At 72.8% G+C, this 20,045-nt stretch carries 21 protein-coding genes; 16 read left to right on the top strand and 5 right to left on the bottom strand.

Going from position 1 to position 20,045, the window contains the following annotated elements; all coding sequences use genetic code 11:
• The first annotated feature begins 17 nt into the window (after nt 1–17).
• The gene (locus P3T41_RS29045) at nt 18–656 is read left to right on the top strand and encodes a class F sortase (RefSeq protein ID WP_280693511.1); all 639 of its coding nucleotides are present in this window, start codon (nt 18–20) and stop codon (nt 654–656) included.
• A 13-nt stretch (nt 657–669) separates the two neighbouring features.
• Here P3T41_RS29045 and P3T41_RS29050 read toward each other — a convergent pair whose 3' ends face one another.
• The gene (locus P3T41_RS29050) at nt 670–1,101 is read right to left on the bottom strand and encodes an SsgA family sporulation/cell division regulator (RefSeq protein ID WP_280693512.1); all 432 of its coding nucleotides are present in this window, start codon (nt 1,099–1,101) and stop codon (nt 670–672) included.
• A gap of 157 nt (nt 1,102–1,258) precedes the next feature.
• Between P3T41_RS29050 and P3T41_RS29055 the strand changes: the two genes are divergently transcribed.
• The 5 genes from P3T41_RS29055 (at nt 1,259) to P3T41_RS29075 (ending at nt 5,801) form a co-directional block, all read left to right on the top strand.
• On the top strand, nt 1,259–1,459 hold the full coding sequence (locus tag P3T41_RS29055; protein WP_280693513.1) for a CopG family transcriptional regulator: 201 nt from the start codon (nt 1,259–1,261) through the stop codon (nt 1,457–1,459).
• Complete coding sequence (locus P3T41_RS29060; protein WP_280693514.1) at nt 1,456–1,845, top strand: type II toxin-antitoxin system death-on-curing family toxin; 390 nt, start codon at nt 1,456–1,458, stop codon at nt 1,843–1,845. Before P3T41_RS29055 ends, P3T41_RS29060 begins: the two co-directional genes overlap by 4 nt.
• Before the next feature lie 149 nt (nt 1,846–1,994).
• Nucleotides 1,995–3,824 carry a DEAD/DEAH box helicase gene (locus P3T41_RS29065; protein WP_280693574.1) on the top strand — a complete coding sequence of 610 codons (1,830 nt, stop codon included), beginning with the start codon at nt 1,995–1,997 and terminating at the stop codon, nt 3,822–3,824.
• 431 nt (nt 3,825–4,255) lie between these two features.
• Entirely contained in the window at nt 4,256–4,906 is a 651-nt protein-coding gene (locus tag P3T41_RS29070; protein WP_035848807.1) for a helix-turn-helix domain-containing protein, read from the top strand.
• A gap of 73 nt (nt 4,907–4,979) precedes the next feature.
• The gene (locus tag P3T41_RS29075) at nt 4,980–5,801 is read left to right on the top strand and encodes a S16 family serine protease (protein WP_280693515.1); all 822 of its coding nucleotides are present in this window, start codon (nt 4,980–4,982) and stop codon (nt 5,799–5,801) included.
• Nucleotides 5,802–5,834: 33 nt separating this feature from the next.
• On the opposite strand, the gene P3T41_RS29080 is transcribed toward P3T41_RS29075, so the two are convergent.
• Entirely contained in the window at nt 5,835–6,329 is a 495-nt protein-coding gene (locus P3T41_RS29080; protein WP_280693516.1) for an Lrp/AsnC family transcriptional regulator, read from the bottom strand.
• Nucleotides 6,330–6,566: 237 nt separating this feature from the next.
• Between P3T41_RS29080 and hppD the strand changes: the two genes are divergently transcribed.
• A complete protein-coding gene (gene hppD / locus P3T41_RS29085; RefSeq protein WP_280693517.1) occupies nt 6,567–7,715 on the top strand; it encodes a 4-hydroxyphenylpyruvate dioxygenase in 1,149 nt (382 codons plus the stop codon).
• Nucleotides 7,716–7,796: 81 nt separating this feature from the next.
• Here hppD and P3T41_RS29090 read toward each other — a convergent pair whose 3' ends face one another.
• On the bottom strand, nt 7,797–8,351 hold the full coding sequence (locus P3T41_RS29090) for a hypothetical protein (RefSeq protein WP_280693518.1): 555 nt from the start codon (nt 8,349–8,351) through the stop codon (nt 7,797–7,799).
• A gap of 138 nt (nt 8,352–8,489) precedes the next feature.
• On the opposite strand from P3T41_RS29090, the gene P3T41_RS29095 reads away from it, so the two are divergent.
• From P3T41_RS29095 to P3T41_RS29110, 4 genes are all read left to right on the top strand, one after another.
• Nucleotides 8,490–9,212, top strand: a complete 723-nt coding sequence (locus tag P3T41_RS29095; protein WP_280693519.1) for a response regulator transcription factor — start codon at nt 8,490–8,492, stop codon at nt 9,210–9,212.
• 59 nt (nt 9,213–9,271) lie between these two features.
• Nucleotides 9,272–10,723, top strand: a complete 1,452-nt coding sequence (locus P3T41_RS29100; protein WP_280693575.1) for a HAMP domain-containing sensor histidine kinase — start codon at nt 9,272–9,274, stop codon at nt 10,721–10,723.
• A 161-nt stretch (nt 10,724–10,884) separates the two neighbouring features.
• On the top strand, nt 10,885–12,489 hold the full coding sequence (locus P3T41_RS29105) for a cellulose binding domain-containing protein (protein WP_280693520.1): 1,605 nt from the start codon (nt 10,885–10,887) through the stop codon (nt 12,487–12,489).
• Nucleotides 12,490–12,663: 174 nt separating this feature from the next.
• Complete coding sequence (locus tag P3T41_RS29110) at nt 12,664–14,073, top strand: glycosyltransferase 87 family protein (protein ID WP_280693521.1); 1,410 nt, start codon at nt 12,664–12,666, stop codon at nt 14,071–14,073.
• Between the two features lie 39 nt (nt 14,074–14,112).
• Here the strand turns inward: P3T41_RS29110 and P3T41_RS29115 are convergent, their stop codons facing one another.
• Both P3T41_RS29115 and P3T41_RS29120 read right to left on the bottom strand, forming a co-directional pair.
• Nucleotides 14,113–14,529, bottom strand: a complete 417-nt coding sequence (locus P3T41_RS29115) for an SsgA family sporulation/cell division regulator (RefSeq protein ID WP_280693522.1) — start codon at nt 14,527–14,529, stop codon at nt 14,113–14,115.
• Nucleotides 14,530–14,960: 431 nt separating this feature from the next.
• On the bottom strand, nt 14,961–15,245 hold the full coding sequence (locus P3T41_RS29120) for a hypothetical protein (protein WP_280693523.1): 285 nt from the start codon (nt 15,243–15,245) through the stop codon (nt 14,961–14,963).
• Between the two features lie 364 nt (nt 15,246–15,609).
• Here P3T41_RS29120 and P3T41_RS29125 point away from each other — a divergent pair, with 364 nt between their 5' ends.
• The 5 genes from P3T41_RS29125 to P3T41_RS29145 all read left to right on the top strand — a co-directional run bounded on the left by P3T41_RS29125 (nt 15,610) and on the right by P3T41_RS29145 (nt 20,043).
• Nucleotides 15,610–16,104: an RDD family protein gene (locus tag P3T41_RS29125; RefSeq protein ID WP_280693524.1), complete on the top strand. Its 495-nt coding sequence runs from the start codon at nt 15,610–15,612 to the stop codon at nt 16,102–16,104.
• Nucleotides 16,105–16,198: 94 nt separating this feature from the next.
• On the top strand, nt 16,199–16,879 hold the full coding sequence (locus tag P3T41_RS29130) for an RDD family protein (RefSeq protein ID WP_280693525.1): 681 nt from the start codon (nt 16,199–16,201) through the stop codon (nt 16,877–16,879).
• Between the two features lie 95 nt (nt 16,880–16,974).
• Entirely contained in the window at nt 16,975–17,679 is a 705-nt protein-coding gene (locus tag P3T41_RS29135; RefSeq protein WP_280693526.1) for an endonuclease V, read from the top strand.
• A 134-nt stretch (nt 17,680–17,813) separates the two neighbouring features.
• Nucleotides 17,814–18,482 carry a hypothetical protein gene (locus tag P3T41_RS29140; protein ID WP_280693527.1) on the top strand — a complete coding sequence of 223 codons (669 nt, stop codon included), beginning with the start codon at nt 17,814–17,816 and terminating at the stop codon, nt 18,480–18,482.
• Between the two features lie 34 nt (nt 18,483–18,516).
• Entirely contained in the window at nt 18,517–20,043 is a 1,527-nt protein-coding gene (locus tag P3T41_RS29145; protein WP_280693528.1) for a WXG100 family type VII secretion target, read from the top strand.
• Nucleotides 20,044–20,045 lie beyond the last annotated feature (2 nt).

The following is a 20,045-nucleotide window of genomic DNA, read 5'->3' on the forward strand; positions in this document are numbered from 1 at the left end:
AGCGAACGGGAGCCGGCGTGAGCGGGCGGAGGAGTCCCTGGTCGGGGGCGGTGGCGCTGGGGGCGACGGTGGTGGTGGGGGCCTGGCTGGTGCAGGACGGCACGCACGGCACGCTGCCGCCCGCCCCGTCCCCCGCGCAGGCGCTCGCCGACGGGGCGATCCACCCGGCCGCGCTCAGCGGCACCCCGATGGCCCGCTCGGTGCCGGTGCGGATCAGCATCCCGGCGATCGGGCTGAACGCCCCGGTGACCGGGGTCGGCCTGGACGGCGCCAGCCATCTGGCCACTCCGCCGGACCACGAGCGCAACCTGGCCGGCTGGTACCAGGACGGGGTGACGCCCGGTCAGCGCGGCACCGCACTGCTGGTCGGCCATGTGGACACCGCCGCCGGACCCGCGGTCTTCTACGGCCTGGGGGCCCTGCGTCGCGGCGAGCGGATCGACGTGGTCCGGGCCGACGGCGGCACCGCCTGGTTCGTGGTCGACGCCATCGACGTCTACGACAAGTCCGCCTTCCCGGACCACCGGGTCTACGGCCGGGCCCCCGACGCGCAGCTGCGGCTGATCACCTGCGGCGGCGGCTTCAGCAAGGGGCGGGGCTACCAGGGCAACGTCGTGGTGTACGCGCACCTGACGGGCCATCGGGGAGTGGCGTGACACGCCGCGGCGGTCACCGCAGCAGCTCGGCCAGCGCCCGGTCCGCGTCCAGGTGGCGGGCCTCCGCGCCGTCCGGCACGCACCGGTAGCTGGCCGACAGGAACCGCCGCAGGTCGCCGGCCTCGAACCGGAGCAGCGCGATGCCCTCGGGGGCCCGCAGCTCGACCATGGTGTACGGCCCGCGGGAGGGCCGGATGTGCACGTCCCCGAGGCCCGTCGGCAGGTTCAGCCCGGTGGCCAGCAACTGCCGGGCGAACACCCAGACCACCTCGGCCCCGGGCCGCGGGTCGAGCCGCTCGTCCAGCGAGTACTCGCTGGGGAAGGCCATCCGCACCGCGAGCGGGTCGTCGGCCCGGTAGCGCAGTTCCGCGCCCAGGCCGGTGGAGCAGTGGCCGGAGAGGATCAGGCGGGCGTGGACGGTGTGCTCGACGGTGGCGCTGCGCATCGGGGGCTCCTCGGCGTGGGGACGGGGCTGCATGAGGAGAGAGTGGGGTGGGGGCGGGGGATTACTCGGGTCGGGTGGGGCGAACGGGTGATCTGGGTCACACAGGTCCGCTGGAATCCTGGTACCAGATTGGCCCCATGCGAGTAGTCTCGAAGGCATGGCAATGAACCTTCGTCTCCGGGACGACCAGGCAGAGGCCCTGAAGCAGCGAGCCGAGCAGGAGGGGACCAGCATGAATGCCATAGTGGTCAAGGCGGTGGACGACTACCTGGCCCGGACCGCCCAGCAGGCCCTGGTGCGCGAGACCGCGCTCAAGCAGGCCGCGAAGTGGCGTGAGCTGATGGAGCGGCTCAAGTGAGCTGCCTGTACCTTTCCGCCGAGGACGTCCTGGCGGTCGCGGCGGCCGCCTGCGACGACATGCAGATCGTCGTGCGGGACATCGGTCTGCTGGAGTCGGCGGCGCACCGGCCGTCCGCCGAGATGTTCGGCGAGGAGGCCTACCCGGACCTCTTCGACAAGGCGGCGGCCCTGCTGCAGTCGCTTGCGATCAACCATCCGCTCTTCGACGGCAACAAGCGCACCGCCTGGCTCTCCTGCGTCACCTTCCTGGCGATCAACGGAGTCGAGCTGGTGCCGGACATCGATGCCGCCGAGGACCTGGTGATCGCCGTCGCGACGGGCGAGCTGGAGGAGGTCAAGACGATCTCCCAAGGGCTGCGTGCGCTCCACCAGGAGCGTCCCTGATCCCTCCGTGTCGGGCCTGCGGGCCCCGCGCGGCCCGGTAGGCTAGGCGGGTTGTCCGATCGCCTGCCGACCGCAGGGCATGGCCGCTCCACCGCCCTGACCTGCGATGATCCCCCTCGGAGACCGTGAGTACTGCCGCTTCTTCCGACATGTCGCCGCTGTTCTCCGACGCCGCCGAGCCGCATCAGCCGGCCCGGTCGTCGGGCGCCGCGGCGGGAGCGCACCACCTGTCGCCGGCGTTTCCCGGCCGTGCCCCCTGGGGGACGGCCGGCAAGCTGCGGGCCTGGCAGCAGGGGGCGCTGGACCGGTACATCGAGAAGCAGCCCCGGGACTTCATGGCCGTCGCGACCCCCGGCGCCGGTAAGACCACCTTCGCCCTCACGCTGGCCTCCTACCTGCTGCACAACCACCTGGTGCAGCAGATCACCGTGGTCGCGCCGACCGAGCACCTGAAGAAGCAGTGGGCCGAGGCCGCCGCGCGGATAGGCATCAAGCTCGATCCGGCGTACTCCTCGGGGCCGCTGTCGAAGGAGTACCACGGCATCGTGGTCACCTACGCGGGCGTGGGCGTCAACCCGATGCTGCACCGCAACCGCACCGAGGCCCGCAAGACGCTGGTGATCATGGACGAGATCCATCACGCCGGCGACTCCAAGTCCTGGGGCGAGGCCTGCTTCGAGGCGTTCGAGCCGGCCGCCCGGCGTCTCGCGCTGACCGGGACGCCGTTCCGTTCGGACACCAACCCGATCCCGTTCGTCCAGTACGAGGCGGACACCGACGGGCTGCGCAAGTCGGTGGCCGACTACACCTACGGGTACGGGCACGCGCTGGCCGACCACGTGGTGCGCCCGGTGATCTTCCTCTCGTACAGCGGCAACATGCGCTGGCGCACCAAGTCGGGTGACGAGCTGGAGGCCCGGCTCGGCGAGCCGATGACCAAGGACCTGATCGCCCAGGCCTGGCGCACGGCGCTGGCCCCGCAGGGCGAGTGGATCCCGAACGTGCTGCGGGCCGCCGACAAGCGGCTGACCGAGGTGCGCAAGGCGATCCCGGACGCCGGCGGGCTGGTGATCGCCACCGACCAGAACGCGGCCCGCGCCTACGCCAAGATGATCCGCGAGATCACCGGGCGCAAGGCCACCCTGGTGCTCTCCGACGAGACCGAGGCCTCCCAGCGGATCTCCGACTTCTCGGCGAGCGACGACCGCTGGATGGTCGCGGTCCGGATGGTCTCCGAGGGCGTCGACGTGCCGCGCCTGGCGGTCGGCGTCTACGCCACCTCGATCTCCACCCCGCTCTTCTTCGCCCAGGCGGTCGGCCGTTTCGTGCGGGCCCGCAAGCGCGGCGAGACCGCCTCGGTCTTCCTGCCCTCGGTGCCGATGCTGCTCGGCTTCGCCAACGAGATGGAGCTGCAGCGCGACCACGTGCTGGATCGCCCGAAGAAGGAGGGCGAGGGCCTCTTCGACGAGGAGGACCGGCTGCTCGCCGAGGCCGAGCGGGCCAACGACGGGCCGGACGGGGCCGGCGGCGAGGAACTCTCCTACGAGGCACTCGGTTCGGACGCGGTCTTCGACCGGGTGCTCTACAACGCCATGGAATTCGGCATGCAGGCGCACCCGGGCAGCGAGGAGGAGGAGGAGTACCTCGGCATCCCGGGCCTGCTGGAGCCGGACCAGGTGCACCTGCTGCTGCAGAAGCGCCAGACCCGGCAGATCCAGCGCTCCAAGGCCAAGCCGGCCGAGGAGGCCAACCTGATCGAACTCCCGGCCGAGCAGCGCCCGGTGATCACCCATCAGGAACTGCGCGACCTGCGCAAGGAGCTGAACGGGCTGGTCGCCGCCTGGCACCACCGGACCAACCAGCCGCACGGCACCATCCACAACGAGCTGCGCCGGCAGTGCGGCGGTCCGCTCACCGCGCAGGCGACGGCCAACCAGCTGAAGGCGCGGATCGCCATGGTCAAGGAGTGGGCCCGCTGAACCGTTTCGCCGCGGGCCGACCGGTGCCCGGTCGGGTCCCGGTGGGCGGTTCGGCGCAACGGCTCGGTTAACAGCTCGCTGGGAATTGGCTGAAGGGCGGCTGAGGACCCCCGCTGTCCGGAGTCCGGACCCGGGGCGCCCCTCCGCCCGCGAAGCGCCCGGGAAATATCACCAGTTGCCCGGATTGGTCCGGATCGCAGAAAACGATCATGACCGAATTTTGGACAACCACTTCCGTCCCGGCGAATCAGTTACTACCTTTCCCCCACGCTCTCTCGTAGGCACGACCTCCGACCGGAGCGCGCAGGGCCACCGCGACGATGACGACGCGGTCGGCCCGGCCGCGTATCCACCACACCTGCGCGCGACACCACCAGAGCGGCCCGGCCCGGTGCCGGAGTCGCCCATCGCCGCGGAAAGGAAAGCGTGTCGTGACCGCCGAGACCTCCCAGACCCTCGACCGCGGAGTGCGGGTCCTCAAACTGCTCGCCGACTCCGAGCGCGGGCTCACCGTGACCGAGCTGGCCGCCCGGCTCGCCGTCAACCGCACCGTCGTCTACCGCCTGCTGGCCACCCTGGAGCAGCACGGGCTGGTCAGACGTGACATAGGCGGCCGCGCACGGGTGGGCCTGGGCGTGCTGCGCCTGGCCCACCGGGTGCATCCGCTGCTGCGCGAGGCCGCGTTGCCCGCGCTGCGCAGCCTGGCCGAGGACCTCGGCGCGACCGCCCACCTGACTCTGGTGGACGGCACCGAGGCGCTCGCCGTGGCCGTGGTCGAGCCCAGCTGGACCGACTTCCACGTCGCCTATCGGACCGGCCTGCGGCACCCGCTGGACGAGAGCGCGGCCGGCAAGGCGATCCTGGAGGCTCGCAAGTTCCCCGGTCAACGCCGGCCCGAGCAGGGCTTCGTGATCACCCGGGCGGAGGAGCAGTCCGGTGCCAGCGGGGCGGCCGCCGCGCTGGTCGGGTTGAGCGGCATCGAGGGCAGTGTCGGTGTGGTGATGCTCAACGGCCTGGTGCCCGAGCGGGTCGGCCCCCGGGTGGTGGAGGCCGCCACCGAGGTGGCCGACGCGCTGCGTTGACGCCCTGCCTTGACGCGCTGTGTTGACGCGCGGCGCGACCGGGCGGAGAGCGCGGGGCCGTCGGTGTGTTTGGATGCACTACGTGCCTGCCGTCACCACTGACCCGACCCCACCGCTCGCGACCCGGCTGCTGACCCCCAAGCGCCGGGCCGTGCTGCTCTGTGCCGTGGTGGTGGCCGCCTTCCTGGCGGTCGCCGCGCTGGCGCCGCTGCCGTACACCAAGACCACGCCCGGGGAGACCGCCGACGCCCTGGACAGCTTCGACGGCCAGCAGGTGATCACCATCACCGGTGCGCCGGTGCGCCAGACCAGCGGCTCGCTGCGGGTCACCACGATCACCGCCACCGGGCCGAGCGAGTCGATCAGCCTGGTGCAGGCGGTCGAGGGCTGGGCCGAGCCCAAGGTGGCGATCCTGCCCCGGGACGCCGTCTACCCGCCCAGAAACCCGAGCGCGGCCGCCCAGGAGATGACGCAGGCGCAGGACAGCGCCACCGTGGCCGCCCTGGACTACCTGCACCTCTCGCCGGACCAGGTCAAGGTGAAGGTCGACCTCGGCCAGATCGGCGGCCCCAGCGGCGGGCAGATGCTGAGCCTGGCGATCATCGACAAGCTCAAGGGCGACGGCAAGGGCGGCGACCTGACCGGCGGGCGCAACATCGCGGGGACCGGCACCATCGCCGACGACGGCACCATCGGCCCGGTCGGTGGCGTGGCGCTGAAGACCTGGGGCGCGGTCCAGGCCGGGGCGACGGTCTTCCTGCTGCCGCGCGGCGAGTGCTCGGACGCCAAGGTGAACACCCCGCCGGGGCTGCGGCTGATCCCGGTGAACACGCTGGCGGACTCGCTGTCCGCGCTGCAGGCGCTGAACAGCGGCGGCGCGCTGCCCAGTTGCTGAGCCCAACCCGGTGATCCAGGCCCTTCGACCCCGCTACGGCAGCTCGGCCGCGCCCTGGGCCGCGGCCTGTGCCACCAGCGGCAGCACCCGGTAGGGCACCGGGTTCTCCAGCGCGATGGCGGTCGAGGCCCGGACGATGCCGTCGAATCCCACCACCCGGTCGATCACCCGCTGCAGATCGGCGTTGGAGCGCGCCACGATCCGGCAGAGCATGTCGCCCTGCCCGGTGATCGTGTGCAGTTCCAGCACCTCGGGGACGCCGGCCAGGTGGGCCCGGACGTCCGCGCCCTGCCCCTGGGAGATCTCCAGGGTGGCGAAGGCCGTCACCGGATAGCCCAGCGCCGCCGGTTCCACCTCGGGCCCGAAGCCGCCGATCACGCCACGGGTGCGCAGCCGGTCCAGCCGTGCCTGCACCGTGCCGCGGGCCACCTGGAGGCGGCGCGAGCACTCCAGCACCCCGATCCGGGGTTCTTCGGCCAGCAGGGCGATCAACCGGCCGTCCAGCGCGTCGATCGGGGAGTTCAGCACAGGGTCACCTTCGAGGACAGGCCGCACGGCGGTGGGCAGTCTGTACAGCGGACGTCGGAATTGTCCCGCCGAATGCCACAGCTTGACCAGGGCAAATGGGAACAGTTGCTTAATGCTGTGATCGGGGCCACGCTCCCAGCACAACCCCGTGGGCAGGGCCCCACACCGCGCCGCGGGGTTCCCCCGCCCCACACCCTCGGGGCGCGTCGAGGTCCAACGCCCTACAGGGAGGCCGTCATGACCGATATCGCCGCTGAGTCCGTCCCCACGCACGCGGGTCAGGTCGACCCCTTCCCGGTGCGGGGGATGGACGCCGTCGAGTTCGCCGTCGGCAACGCCAAGCAGGCCGCGCACTACTACTCCTCCGCCTTCGGGATGCGCTGCGTGGCCTACCGCGGCCCGGAGACCGGAAGCCGGGAGACCGCCAGCTACGTGCTGGAGTCGGGCGGCGCGCGGTTCGTCCTCACCTCCGTGGTGAAGGCCGCCACCGAGCACGGCAAGTTCCTCGAGCAGCACGTGGCCGAGCACGGCGACGGCGTGGTGGACCTGGCCATCGAGGTGCCGGACGTCTACGCCGCCTACGCCTACGCCACCGAGCACGGCGCCACCGGGCTGACCGAGCCGCACGAGCTGCGCGACGAGCACGGCACCGTGGTGCTGGCCGCGATCGCCACCTACGGGCAGACCCGGCACACCCTGGTCGACCGCTCCGGCTACGCCGGCCCCTACCTGCCCGGCTACGTCGCCCGCGAGCCGATCGTCGAGGCGCCCAAGAAGCGCAACTTCCAGGCCATCGACCACTGCGTGGGCAACGTCGAGCTCGGCAAGATGAACGAGTGGGTCGCGTTCTACAACCGGGTGATGGGCTTCACCAACATGAAGGAGTTCGTCGGCGACGACATCGCCACCGAGTACTCCGCGCTGATGTCCAAGGTGGTCGCCGACGGCACCCGCAAGGTGAAGTTCCCGCTCAACGAGCCGGCCGTCGCCAAGAAGAAGTCGCAGATCGACGAGTACCTGGAGTTCTACGGCGGCCCCGGCGTGCAGCACATCGCGCTGGCCACCAACGACATCGTGCACACCGTGCGCCAGATGCGGGCGGCCGGCGTGGAGTTCCTGGACACCCCCGACAGCTACTACGACACGCTCGGCGAGTGGGTGGGCGACACCCGGGTGCCGCTCGAGCAGCTGCGCGAGCTGAAGATCCTGGCCGACCGCGACGAGGACGGCTACCTGCTGCAGATCTTCACCAAGCCGGTGCAGGACCGGCCGACGGTCTTCTTCGAGATGATCGAGCGGCACGGCTCGATGGGCTTCGGGAAGGGCAACTTCAAGGCGCTCTTCGAGGCGATCGAGCGTGAGCAGGAGCGGCGCGGCAACCTGTAGTCGGTAGCCGCTCGCGACCCGTGGCCCCGGATCCCGTCCGATCCGGGGCCGCGTCGCGTCCCGGTCACGGGTTGCCCCAGCTCAGCGGACCACCGTCTGGACGTCCGGTGGGTGTCCGTTCCAGGTGACGAAGACCGAGTTGGTGGCGCCGCCCCGGGAGAAGTCGATCCGCAGCCACTGGTCGCCGTTCCACATCTGCATCTGCCAGCCGGGGTCCGGGGTGGCGGAGACCAGTTCGGCGCTGTCCGGTTGCATGTCCAGCGCCACCCGGCCGCCGGGGACCAGGTAGCTGTGCACCGAGCCGGTGTCGTCGGCCGGTGCGGCGGGGCCGGTCGAGGCGGCGACGGGTGCCGCCGGGCGGGCCGGTGGGCTCGCCGGTGCGGACTGCGTGGCGCCGGGGGCGGCGGCCTGGGTCGGCTGGTTCGGTGTCGGGCTCGGGTCGGCGTTCGCGGGCTGGGTCGGCGGGCTGCCCAAGGTGCTGGCCGGCAGGGCGGCCGAGCTGACCGGCAGCGGCAGGGCGCGCGGCGGATCGAAGGCGGACTCGGCGAGCACGCTGCTGACACCCAGCCAGGACAGCACCACCCCCGCCGTGGTGGCCAGCGCCCAGGCGCCCGTGTGAACCAGTCCGCTTCGCATCGCCCGCCATCCTGCCGTACGCCGTCGCGGGCCCGGTCAGCGGGCGACGGCGGTGTGCGGGTTCGGCCAGCCGGGATCGGCCAGCCGGGATTGAGCAGGGTGCTTGCGAAATTATGAGATGCATTAGCGTGCTGGCCCATGGCAACAGTCCTGGTGGTCGAGGACGACCCGTTCGTCCGTTCGGCCCTGATCCGGCACCTGTCCGAGTCCGGGCACGCGGTGCGCAGCGTCGGCACCGCATTGGAGGCGCTGCGCGAGGTCGCCCAGGTCGGCTGCGACCTGGTGATCCTCGACCTCGGCCTGCCCGACCTGGACGGCAGCGAGGCACTCAAGATGATCCGGGGCCTGACCAACGTCCCGGTGATCATCTCCACCGCCCGTGACGACGAGGCGGAGATCGTCCGGCTGCTCAACGACGGCGCCGACGACTACCTGGTCAAGCCCTTCTCCGGTGAGCACCTGACCGCGCGGATGGCCGCCGTGCTGCGCCGGCTCGGCGGCGGGCTGGCCCCGGTCGCCCCGGTGCTGCGGGTCGGCGGCCTGGCGATCGACGTGCAGCGGCGCGAGGCGGTGCTGGACGGGCGGGCGCTGGACCTGACCCGTCGCGAATTCGACCTGCTGGCCTTCCTGGCGGCCCGGCCCGGCGTGGTGGTGCCGCGCCGGGAGATCCTGGCCGAGGTGTGGCGGCAGACCTACGGCGGCGACCAGACGATCGACGTGCACCTGTCCTGGCTGCGCCGCAAGCTCGGCGAGACCGCCGCCGACCCGCGCTACCTGCACACCGTGCGCGGGGTCGGGGTACGCCTGGAGGCGCCCTCGGGCGCGCCCGCGCCGGCGCACGTGTCGGAGCAGCGGCCGTGACACCGGGCGGCGACCGGTCCGGGGCGGGTCGGTCGGCGTCCGGCAGGTACGGGCGGTCGCTGCGCTGGGTGCTGGTCCGGGCCGCGGTGGCCGGCACCACGATGGTCGCGCTGGCCTTCCTGATCCCGCTCGGCCTGGTGGTGCAGAAGACCGCCCGGGACCACGCGTTCACCGCCGCCGACCGGCAGGCCGCCGCCCTCGGCCCCGCGCTGGCGATCACCACCGACCAGGACGCCCTGGCCCGCGCGGTGGCCAGCACCGACGCGGGCGCCCAGGGGCGGATCGCCGTCCACCTGCCGGCCGCCGCCGTGCCGGGGCAGGGCACCGGGCAGGCGGCTGATCCGACGACCGGTCAGGGCCAGGTCATCGGCACCGCCCGGGCCACACCGGACGAGATCGCGCTCGCCGCCCAGGGCCGGGTGCTCACCGTCCAGGTGCCCGGTGGCTACGCCCGGCTGCAGCCCGTCGCGGTGGCCCCCGCCCGGGTCGCGGTGGTCGAGGTCTACGTCGCCGACGCCGATCTCACCCGCGGCGTCGACACCGCGTGGCTGGTGCTCTCGCTGGTCGCCCTCGGCCTGGTCGCGATCGCCGTGCTGACCGCCGACCGGATGGGCGCCCGGCTGGTCGGCGCGGCCCGCCGGCTGGCCGGTGCCGCCCGCGCGCTCGGTGCCGGCGACCTCGCCGTGCGGATCCCGGTCGAAGGCCCGCAGGCCGACGGCAGCCCCGCCGAACTGCGCGAGGCCGCCGCCGCGTTCAACGCGATGGCCGACCGGGTGGTGCACCTGCTGGCCGCCGAGCGGGAGTTGGCCGCCGACCTGTCGCACCGGCTGCGCACCCCGCTCACCGTGCTGCGCCTGAACACCGCCTCGCTGGGCGAGGGCGACGCCGCCGACGCCACCCGGCACGCGGTGGCCCAACTGGAGCGCGAGGTCGACCAGATCATCCGCTCGGCCCGCCGCACCCCCGGCGAGCCGCCCGTCGTCACGGTCGGCTGCGACGCCGCCGAGGTGATCCGCGAGCGGGTCGGCTTCTGGTCCGCGCTGGCCGAGGACGAGGGACGGCGCTGGCACCTGCACGGCGCCGACACCCCCGCCCCCGTGCCGGTGCCGCCCGGCGACCTGGCCGCCGCCGTCGACGCGCTGCTCGGAAACGTCTTCCGGCACACCGCCGTCGGCACCGCCTTCTCGGTGGACGTGCTGGCGACCGAGCGCGCCGTGATCGTGCTGGTGGGCGACGCCGGACCGGGCATCGACGATCCGTCAGCGGCCCTGCGGCGCGGTGAGGGGCACGGCGGCGAGGGGTCCACCGGGATCGGCCTCGACATCGTCCGCAAACTGGCCGAGGCGACCGGCGGGGACCTCGCGCTGGGTCGCTCGGCGGTGCTGGGCGGCGCGGAGATCCGGCTGCGGCTGGGCGCGGACGGCGCGAGCTGGGCCGGCGCGTCGCCGCGGCGCCTCGGGCGGGGACGGCGGGGCGGGCGCGGCGGGCGGGGCGGGCACGGAAACAGGTAGCGGGCCCGGCCTCTTTCTTAACAGGCCCCTAAGGGACGGATACCCCTGTCTGAGCAGGCGATTTGAGGCCGTGGCGGCGCGCTAGCGTCGGCGGCGCCGGGAGTGAGGGCTCCCGGCACCCCATCCGCTCCGCTTCCTCCGTCCAGCAGTCGAGGAGTCCCATGACGAACCAGACCACCCGCCGCGCCGCCCACCGGCGCCGCGGTCGCAAGGGCACCGTGATCGGGGCGAGCGTCGTGGCCGCGGCCGTGGTGGCCGGCGGCGTGGCGGTCATGGCCTCCAGCGCCAGCGCGGCCTCGCTCGGCGCGGTCTACAGCCGCACCAGCGTCTGGGACAGCGGCTACACCGGCCAGTACCTGATCAGCAACCCGGGCGGTGGCGCGATGGCCGACTGGACGCTCAGCTTCGACCTGCCGGCCGGCGCCAAGATCGACTCGCTGTGGAACGCGACCTTCAGCGCCGCCGGGCAGCACGTCACCGTCAAGCCGGCGGCGTGGAACAGCCATCTGGCGGCCGGGCAGAGCGTCGACGTGGGCTTCGTGGTCGACGGTGCCGGCGCGGCCCAGGCCGAGCCGGGGAACTGCCTGATCGACAACGCCTCGTGCAAGGTGGGCGACGGCCCGACCCCGGTGCCCTCGGGCCGGCCGACCGGGACGCCCTCCGGCGCGCCGTCGGACACGCCGTCAGGTGCCGCGCCCAGCGGGAGTCCGACGGCGGCGCCGAGCAGCGCGCGGCCGACCGCGCCGGCCAGCAGCGCCGCGCCCACGCCCACACCGACCCCCAAGCCGACGCCCACCTCGATCCCCTCGACGCCCACCCCGGCACCGACCGGCGTCCCGGCGGGGGCCGGCGCGGGCTTCGCCCCGTACGTCGACACCTCGCTCTACCCGCCCTACGACCTGGTGGCCAACGCCAAGGCCAGTGGCGTGAAGAACTTCAACCTGGCGTTCATCGTGTCGGGCGGCGGCTGCGTCCCCAAGTGGGGCGGCGTCAGCGACCTCGCCGCCGACCCGGTGGCCGCACAGATCGGCGCGCTGCGGGCGATCGGCGGTGACGTCCGAGTCTCCTTCGGCGGCGCCAACGGCAGCGAGCTGGCCACCGCCTGCTCCTCGGCGAGCGACCTGGCCGCCGCCTACCAGCAGGCCGTCGACGCCTACGGCCTGACCAGGATCGACTTCGACGTGGAGGGCGGCGCACTCGCCGACTCCGCCGCCAACACCCGCCGCGACCAGGCGATCGCCCAGCTCCAGCAGACCGCCGCCGCCAAGGGCAAGAGCCTGGACGTCTCCTTCACCCTGCCCGCGCTGCCCACCGGCCTGACCCAGGACGGCATCAACCTGGTCACCGGCGCCCAGAGCAGCGGCGTGAAGATCGGCGCCGTCAACATCATGGCGATGGACTTCGGCGACGGCGTGGCCCCCAACCCGAACGGCCAGATGGGCAAGTACGCCATCGACGCGGCCACCGCCACCCAGGCCCAGGTCAAGAGCGTGCTGGGGCTGACCGATGCGCAGGCCTGGGCCAAGGTCGCGGTCACCCCGATGATCGGCGTCAACGACGTCTCCTCCGAGGTGTTCACGGTCGCCGACGCCCAGCAGCTGGCCGCCTTCGCGAGCAGCAAGCACCTGGCCTGGCTGGCGATGTGGTCCGCCACCCGCGACCAGCCCTGTGCGGGCGGTGCGAAGACCTACGCCGACGCGACCTGCAGCAGCGTGGCGCAGCAGCCGCTGGACTTCGCGAAGGCGCTGGGGGCCTACACCGGCTGAGTTCGGCGGTGCGTCCCAGCCGTCCGGTCGCTCTGCGCGCAGAGCGACCGGACGGCTGCTGCGTTGCCGGCGGGTGGGCGGTGAGGGGCGGGCTCGTTCGAACCGGGGCATGCTGAGGCCCGTCCGTTATTGTCGATGACTGGTCGACCGACCGACCGGCGGATGGAGCGGGCAGTGACAGCGGTGCAGCAGGACAAGCGGGTGGCGGCGCAGGCCGGGCCCGGCTCGCTCCCCTCCGATGCCCCGGCCTGGCGCCGCTGGGTGGACGCGCCGATACGCGCGGTCCGGGAGGCGCCGCGCGAGCGGATGCGCAAGGCCGTGATCACGGCGTTCGTCTCGCTGCTCGCCTACGCGGTGGTCCGTCACTTCATCGGCACGTCGATGGTCGACATGATCGTCTACCGGGCCGAGGGGTCCGCCGTGGCCCACGGGCACGACCTGTACGCGATCCGGGTCACCAAGTGGAACCTGCCGGCGACCTATCCGCCGTTCGCCGCGATGCTCTTCGTGCTGACCGCCTTCCTGCCGGTGCCCCTGCTGCGGGTGGCGGTCACGGCGGGCAACCTCGGGCTGCTGGCGCTGGCCGCGCTGCTGGCGTTCCGGCTGGTGGGGTGGCCCAAGCGGGAGCTGCGGCCGGTGGGGGTGGTGCTGGTCGCCGGGCTCGGGGTGTGGCTGGAGCCGGTCTTCACCACGCTGCGCTACGGCCAGATCAACCTGATCCTGATCTGCCTGGTGCTCTGGGACCTGACCACGCCCGACCACCGCAAGTGGAAGGGCATCGGCATCGGCATCGCCGCCGGGATGAAGCTCACCCCAGGGCTCTTCGCGGTCTACCTGCTGCTCACCGGGCGGGTGCGGGCCGCGTTCGTGGCCGGATTCACCTTCCTGGCCACCTTCCTGATCGGCGCCGCCGTGCTGCCGAGCGCCACCTGGGGTTTCTGGACCAAGTACCTCTACGACTCCTCCCGGGTCGGCAAGACCGAGATCGTCGACAACCAGTCGCTGCGCGGCGTCGCCGCCCGCTTCCTGCACCACGCCAATCCGGGCCTGCCCGCCACCGCGGCCGCCGCGCTGATCGCCGTCGTGGGTCTGGCCATCGCCGTCTGGGCCTACCGCAGTGACCGCTGGCTGCCGCGCGCCGAGGCCTGGGGTGTCTGCTGCGCCGCCGTCACCGCACTGCTGATCTCGCCGATCAGCTGGACCCACCACTGGATCTGGTGCCTGCCGATGCTGGTGCTGCTTGCCGCCGAGGCGGACCATGAGCGGTCGCGTCCCGCGGCGGTGCGCCGCCGGCGCTGGCGGGTGATCTTCTGGCTGACGGTGGCCGGCTTCTGCTCCTTCTCGATGTGGCTGGTGCCGCACAAGGGCATCACCAACCTGCAGATGAACCTGTTCAAGCAGGTGCCGGCCGGGATGTACCCGTGGATCGGGCTCTGCTTCCTGGTGGTCGCCGCGCTGCGGGTGCGCTCGCGGCGGCAGGCGGCCGGCCAGCCGCTGGTGCCGCTGCGCGTGCCCGAACAGCGTCCCGCCGGTGCGGACGACGTCGTCACCGCCGGGCAGCAGCGCACCCCCGCGGTGCGCTGACAGCACCCGACGGCCCCGCTCCGCGCGGTCCGCACGCGCTCAGGCCAGCAACTCGGCGAGCGAGCTGTCCAGGTCGAGCACGCTCAGCTCGCTGCCCGGCGGCACCAGCCGGTGCGCCCGCTCCAGCCAGGCGGCCACCGCCGCCAGCGGGGCCTCCAGCAGCGCGTCGCCGCCCGGCGAGGTGAGCGCGAGACAGAGCACGCTCTGCCGCCCGGCCCGGGTGGGCCAGATCCGCACGTCGCCGTGGCCGCACGGGCGGAAGGTCCCCTCCACCAGCAGTTCACGGGCGAACACCCAGGTCACCGGCGTGCCGGTGTCCAGGTGGAAGGTGATGTGCACCGCGTACGGGTCGTGGCTGCCGTACGACAGGCGGGCCGGGACGGGGACGCTGCGCTCGGGGGAGAGCACCAGGTTGAGCTCCAGTTCGTGCTCCACCACGCTCGGGCTGCTGTCCATGCCGCTGATCCTCTCGGTCGTGCCGGGCCCCGGTGGGTCCGGACACCTGGAGAGAGCGGGTGGCCGCACGGTTCTTACACGGGTTCCTCGCACACTTTCGCGGGTGTGGGCGGCGTCACGGAGCGCGGCGGCGAGACGGGGCGCGAGGGCGCGAGCGCACGCCAGGGTCGTGCGGGAGGTCGTGCGGGCAGAGCACAGGGATCAGCCAACCGGGTCCGGGTTCCGGCTGTCCCGGGAATCGGCAACTTCCGTCGGAGCGATTGCGGAAGTACTACCCTTGGTGACTGTCCGGCGACGTGGCGTGCGCCCCGCCGGAGGCCCACAGGAGAGTAGATCTGCATGTCGGACCAGCCGTTGGGCGTCAGCGTGGACACCGCCGTGGTCCCCGCGCCCGGTTACTACCCGGACCCCTCGGTGCCGGGCTTCGTCCGCTACTGGAACGGCGGTGCCTGGGTGCCCGGGACCAGCCGCCCAGCCCCCGCCGACGGCGAGGTGCTGGCCGCCCCGGCGTTCGCGGCCCGCCCCGCCGTGCGCCCCAACGCGCGGTACATCCCGCCACCGGCGATGCCGGAGCCGGTGCGGCAGGCGGCCTGCCCGGAACCGGAGTTGGAGCCGCTGGTCGAGACCGGGCCGGTGTTCCTGGACGAGACCCTGGCGGGTGCCGTCTTCAGCACGGCGCCGGCGGTGGGGGAGGAGCCTGCCGATGCGGCGGTCACGGGGAACGGCTGGCAGGCGAACCCGCAGGAGCAGCGAGGGCTGATGGAGACCGGGACAGCGCCGCGCTGGGTGTCGTGGGGGGTGGCGGAGGAGGAGCCGGTGGCGGCCGCTGCGCCTCTCGTTCCTGTTCCCGCGCCCGTTCCTGCGCCTCTGCCTCCGCCTGCTCCCGTGCCTGCGGCAGAGGTGCTTCCGGTGCGTGCTGTCGCGCCGCCTGCGCCCGTACCCGTGCGGACGCGGAAGTCGGCTCCGTCGACTTCCAGATCCGCAGCCTCTGCCACGTCTTCTGGGCCTTCCGGGCCTTCCAGGCCTTCCGCTCCCGTGCCGGCGCGGGTGCCCCGTGCGTCCAGGCCGGTTCCCGCGCTGGTGACCGCCGGCCTCGGGCGGCGGCTGGTGGCCCGGCTGGTGGATCTCGCGGTGGTCGGCGCGGTGGTGGCCGCGGTCGGCGTCCCGCTGGCCGTCGACACCACGGCGTACCTGCAGCAGAAGCTCGACCAGGCCCGGACGGCCAGTCACCTGACGGGCCGCGAGGTGCAGGTCTGGCTGCTCGACGGCACCGTCCTCGGGAGGGTGGCGCTGCTGCTCGGCGTCCTGCTGCTGGTCGGCCTGCTCTACGAGGTGCTGCCCACCGCCCGGACCGGCCGCACCCTGGGCAAGCGGCTGGCCGGCGTGCGGGTGGTGGGCAGCACGGGGGCGGGGCGCGCCGGTCGGCCGCCCGGGTTCGGCCGCGCGCTGGTCCGCTGCCTGGTCGGGCAGCTGACCGTGCTGACGGTGCTGGGCCCACTGGCGCCGCTGACCGACCGTCAGCGGCGGCGCGGCTGGGCGGACCGGGCGGCGCGCACCCGGGTGGTCAAGGCCTGAGACCGCTCCCCAGGGGCCGTACGGTCCGTCAGAAGGGCGGCAAAACGGGTCCAATATCCATAGAAGCCACGATTTGCGGTGTTCTACTCTCCGTATGAGCAGCTACGACCCTTCGAGCCCTGAGCCGGAAGGGGGCGGCAAGCCCTCCTTCGACAAGCAGCCGCCGAAGTCGGACCCGCCCCAGGACAGCCCGCCGCCCGCCAACGGCTCCCCGTACGACGGCAGCCCGTACGGGGGCGGCGGTGGGTACGGCGGCGGTGGCCCTTACGGGGGTGATGGTCCCTACGGGGGCGGTGGTCCGTACGGCGGCTCGCCGTCCGGCGCCCCGGTCGGCGGGCCCGCTCCGATCGCCGGTATGCCACCGCTCGGCACCTGGCCGCACCGGATCCTGGCCCGGCTGATCGACTACCTGCTGATCCAGGTGCTCGCGTTCGTGGTGGTCCTGCCGTTCACCGGCTTCACCAACCGGAACGGCTGGACCGACGGCATCTGGGTCTACTACGTCCTCTACTTCGTCTACGACGGCGTGATGATCTCGCGCGACGGCCAGACCCTCGGCAAGAAGGCGATGAAGGTCCGGGCCGCGATGCTGTCCGACGGCAGCAGCCCCACCAGTTCGGCCGCCTGGACCCGTGCCGCTGTCTACACCCTGCCCGCGGTGATCTGCTGCGGGCTCTGGTGGATTGTCGACGGCATGTTCGGAGTCTTCGACAAGCCGTACCGCCAGTGCGTGCACGACAAGGCGGCGAAGACCGTGGTGGTCTCGACGAACTGAGCGGCGTTGCGGGGCGCGAGGCGGGGGGCTCGGCGCGCGGGCCGGGTGGCTCGATAGCGTGGGCCGCGACGACCGTACCGACCCAGGGGGAATGTGTGAGCGTGCCGCAGAGCGCGATCGTGCCCGTCGAGCTGGCGAGTTGGCCGCGTACCGAGGCGGCGGCGCTCGCCGAACAGCAACGCCTGCGCCCGCTGGTCGAACCGCACGGCCCGGCCCCCGCCCCGGGCGCACTGGTCGCCGGCGTGGACGTCGCGTACGACGACGAACGGAACACCGTCGCCGCCGCGGCCGTGCTGCTCGACCTGGCCACCATGGAGGTGGTCGAGGAGTCCACCGCCGTCGGCCCGGTCGCCTTCCCCTACCTGCCCGGCCTGCTGGCCTTCCGCGAACTCCCCGCCGTGATCGACGCCCTGGCCGGCCTTCGACGCCGGCCCGACCTGGTGGTCTGCGACGGCTACGGTCTGGCCCACCCGCGCCGCCTCGGCCTGGCCAGCCACCTCGGCGTGCTGACCGGCCTGCGCACCCTGGGCGTCGCCAAGACCCCGTTCAGCTTCACCCACCGGGACCCGGCCCCCGAGCGCGGTTCCTGGGCCCCGCTGCTCGACCAGGAGACCGGCGAGGAGGTCGGCCGCGCGCTGCGCACCCGCGCGGGGGTGAAGCCGGTCTTCGTGTCGGTGGGTCACCGGATCGGGCTGACCGAAGCGGTCTCCTGTGTCCTCGCACTGACACCCCGTTACCGGCTGCCGGAGACCACCCGGCACGCCGATTCGCTCTGCCGCCGGACGCTGGCGGCCTCCTGACGGGCCGTCCGGGGATGGTGGGTGGGCGACTGATGGCGAGCCCGGGGTTGGACAGGGGGGTTGGAGTTGAGTTCAATACTTGGGAAGCTGGGCCCGGTCAGGGCTGACGGGAACACGACGGGGAGGCGCGAACCGTGGCCGACAACGGGAGCAGCGGGGCCGGGACATCGAGCGGAGCGGGGTCGGGCTACCAGGTCGAGGTGGACAGCCTGCGGGCGTTCGCCGGCCAGGTGCGCGGCCTGCTGGCCGAGTTCCAGCAGAGCGCCGACGGGCCGACCACGCACGCCAGAACCGGCGTGGGCGGCACCTCGTTCGGCGACTTCGCCGAGGCGACGGCCCTGCACAACCAGTACGACCTGATGCGCGACGGCCTGCGTGACGTGCTCAGCATGCTCCACGGGGCGATCGACGACGCCCAGCACAAGGCCGACCTGACCGCCAGCAACTACGAGAACCAGGAGCACGAGACCGCTCGCAGCCTCCAGGTCTCCTCGGACGGCTGGTCGATCGGCACACCGGCATCCTCCTCGTCGGTCGCCACCTACGGCGCTGCGGCCGCCGGTGTCACCGCCGGCGCCGTGACGGGGCGCAAGGCGGCCGCCGGGTCCGGTGGCCCGGGGGCGCCGAAGAGCAGGACAGCAGGTCAGCCCGACCAGCCGGTCGACCAGTCCGTGGTGCTCCCGGCCGGCGGGATGCCGGCGGTGCCGGGCGCGGACGTCCCCGGAAGCCCCTCGCGGCCCGGGACGGTGACCACGCAGCAGGACGACGGGACCGACGGAACGGTGGAGCAGCCCACATGGTGAGGACGATCGTTCAGGGGACTGGAGGCTTGAGGTCATGAGCTCGGACATCACCGACTTCAACACGTACAGCCACTCCGCCCTGCGGAAGATGGTCCAAGGGCTGAACTCCGGCGACGTGATGGCCGCCAGCGACCCCTGGCGTCGGGCGTCGGAGACCCTCAAGCAGATCCGCACCGCGCTGGACACCGCTTCGAACAGCGCCACCGACAGCTGGCAGGGCGCCAGCAGCAACGCCTTCTACGACAAGATGACCAAGCTGGCCAACAGCGTCAACAACACCGCCTCGTACGCGAACGACGCGGCCAACACGCTGCAGATGATGTCCGAGGCGATCGACCAGGCCAAGCACGACATGCCCGAGGAGCCCGGGTTCTGGTCGCAGGTCGGCAACGCGATCTCCGACACGGCGCAGAACGCGGTGGGGATCCAGGACGACAGCACGCAGACGCCGATCAAGGACCAGAAGAAGGCCGAAGCGGTCGCGGTGATGCAGACGCTGGCCAACAAGTACCGGACGGCGACGCCGGTGTTGAAGCCGCCAGCCATGGCAATCGATGAGCAGGACGTGCCGCCGCCTGATCCCACTCCATCAGCGGCCCTGACCGCCTTCGTCATGGGCGCTGGCCTCGGTGCGGTCGGTGGCTATGTCACCGCGCCTGAGAACACACAGGTGGTCTCTCGGGTAACGGACGGCCGTACGGCTCCAGCGGTCGCAGCGCCTCGCGCCCGGACGGTTGAGGCAGTTGCTCCCAGCGACTCGGGAATCAAGGGCGGCCTTGCGAACCCGGCGCCCAAGCCTCTGAAGTCGGTTGCCGTCGGTGCGGATGCGCCGGCGAGTTCGCAGAGCGTGAGCCCGACCGCTGGGCCGTCAACTCCTCCCGCGCAGCCGCAAACCGTGGGCGGTGGCACGGGGCTGGACAGTACTGGCGTGATCGGAGGCAAGGCACCGCTGGCCGGCTCGACAGGGATCCCGGGCAGTCCTGTCGGTGGCGGCGCCGCCAACAGCAGCTCTCTGTCGATGGGATTCGGCGGTACGCCTGGGCGGTCCTTCGCGATGGGTCCACCGGCGTCTGCCGGCATCGCGCCTGGTGAAGCTGAGATGGGACAGCGGGCGAGCGCGGGAGCGAGCGAATCCGTCTCCGCTGGTGAGGGGGCGGGAGAGTCTGCCGCTGGCCGGGCGGGTGGTTTCGCCCGCGGCGGCATGGTGGGCGGGGCCGTGGGTGAGAGGCCGTCAGGCGCTCGTGCGGGCGGCTTCGCGCGTGGTCGCGCGGCCCGCGAGGGCAGTGGCGGTGTGATCGGTGAGGACGAGATGGTCGGTGGTCGGGCCGCGAGTGGTCCCCGCGAGTCCTTCACCGAGGGTGGTACCGGGCTCGGTGCGCGGGGGCGGGTGCCCGCTGAGCCTGGTGCGGAGGAGACGGAGCGCGGTACCGGGCTCCTGCCGGGCGGGACGCAGCAGGCCCGCCGCAAGAAGCGTCGTGAGGGCAAGCGGGCCGAGTATCTCGTGGAGGACGAGGAGACCTGGATGGCGGATGAGGCCGCCAATCCCGACGTGGTGGAATGAGT

Source organism: Kitasatospora sp. GAS204B, assembly GCF_029892155.1.
In the GTDB taxonomy this organism is placed as follows: domain Bacteria; phylum Actinomycetota; class Actinomycetes; order Streptomycetales; family Streptomycetaceae; genus Kitasatospora.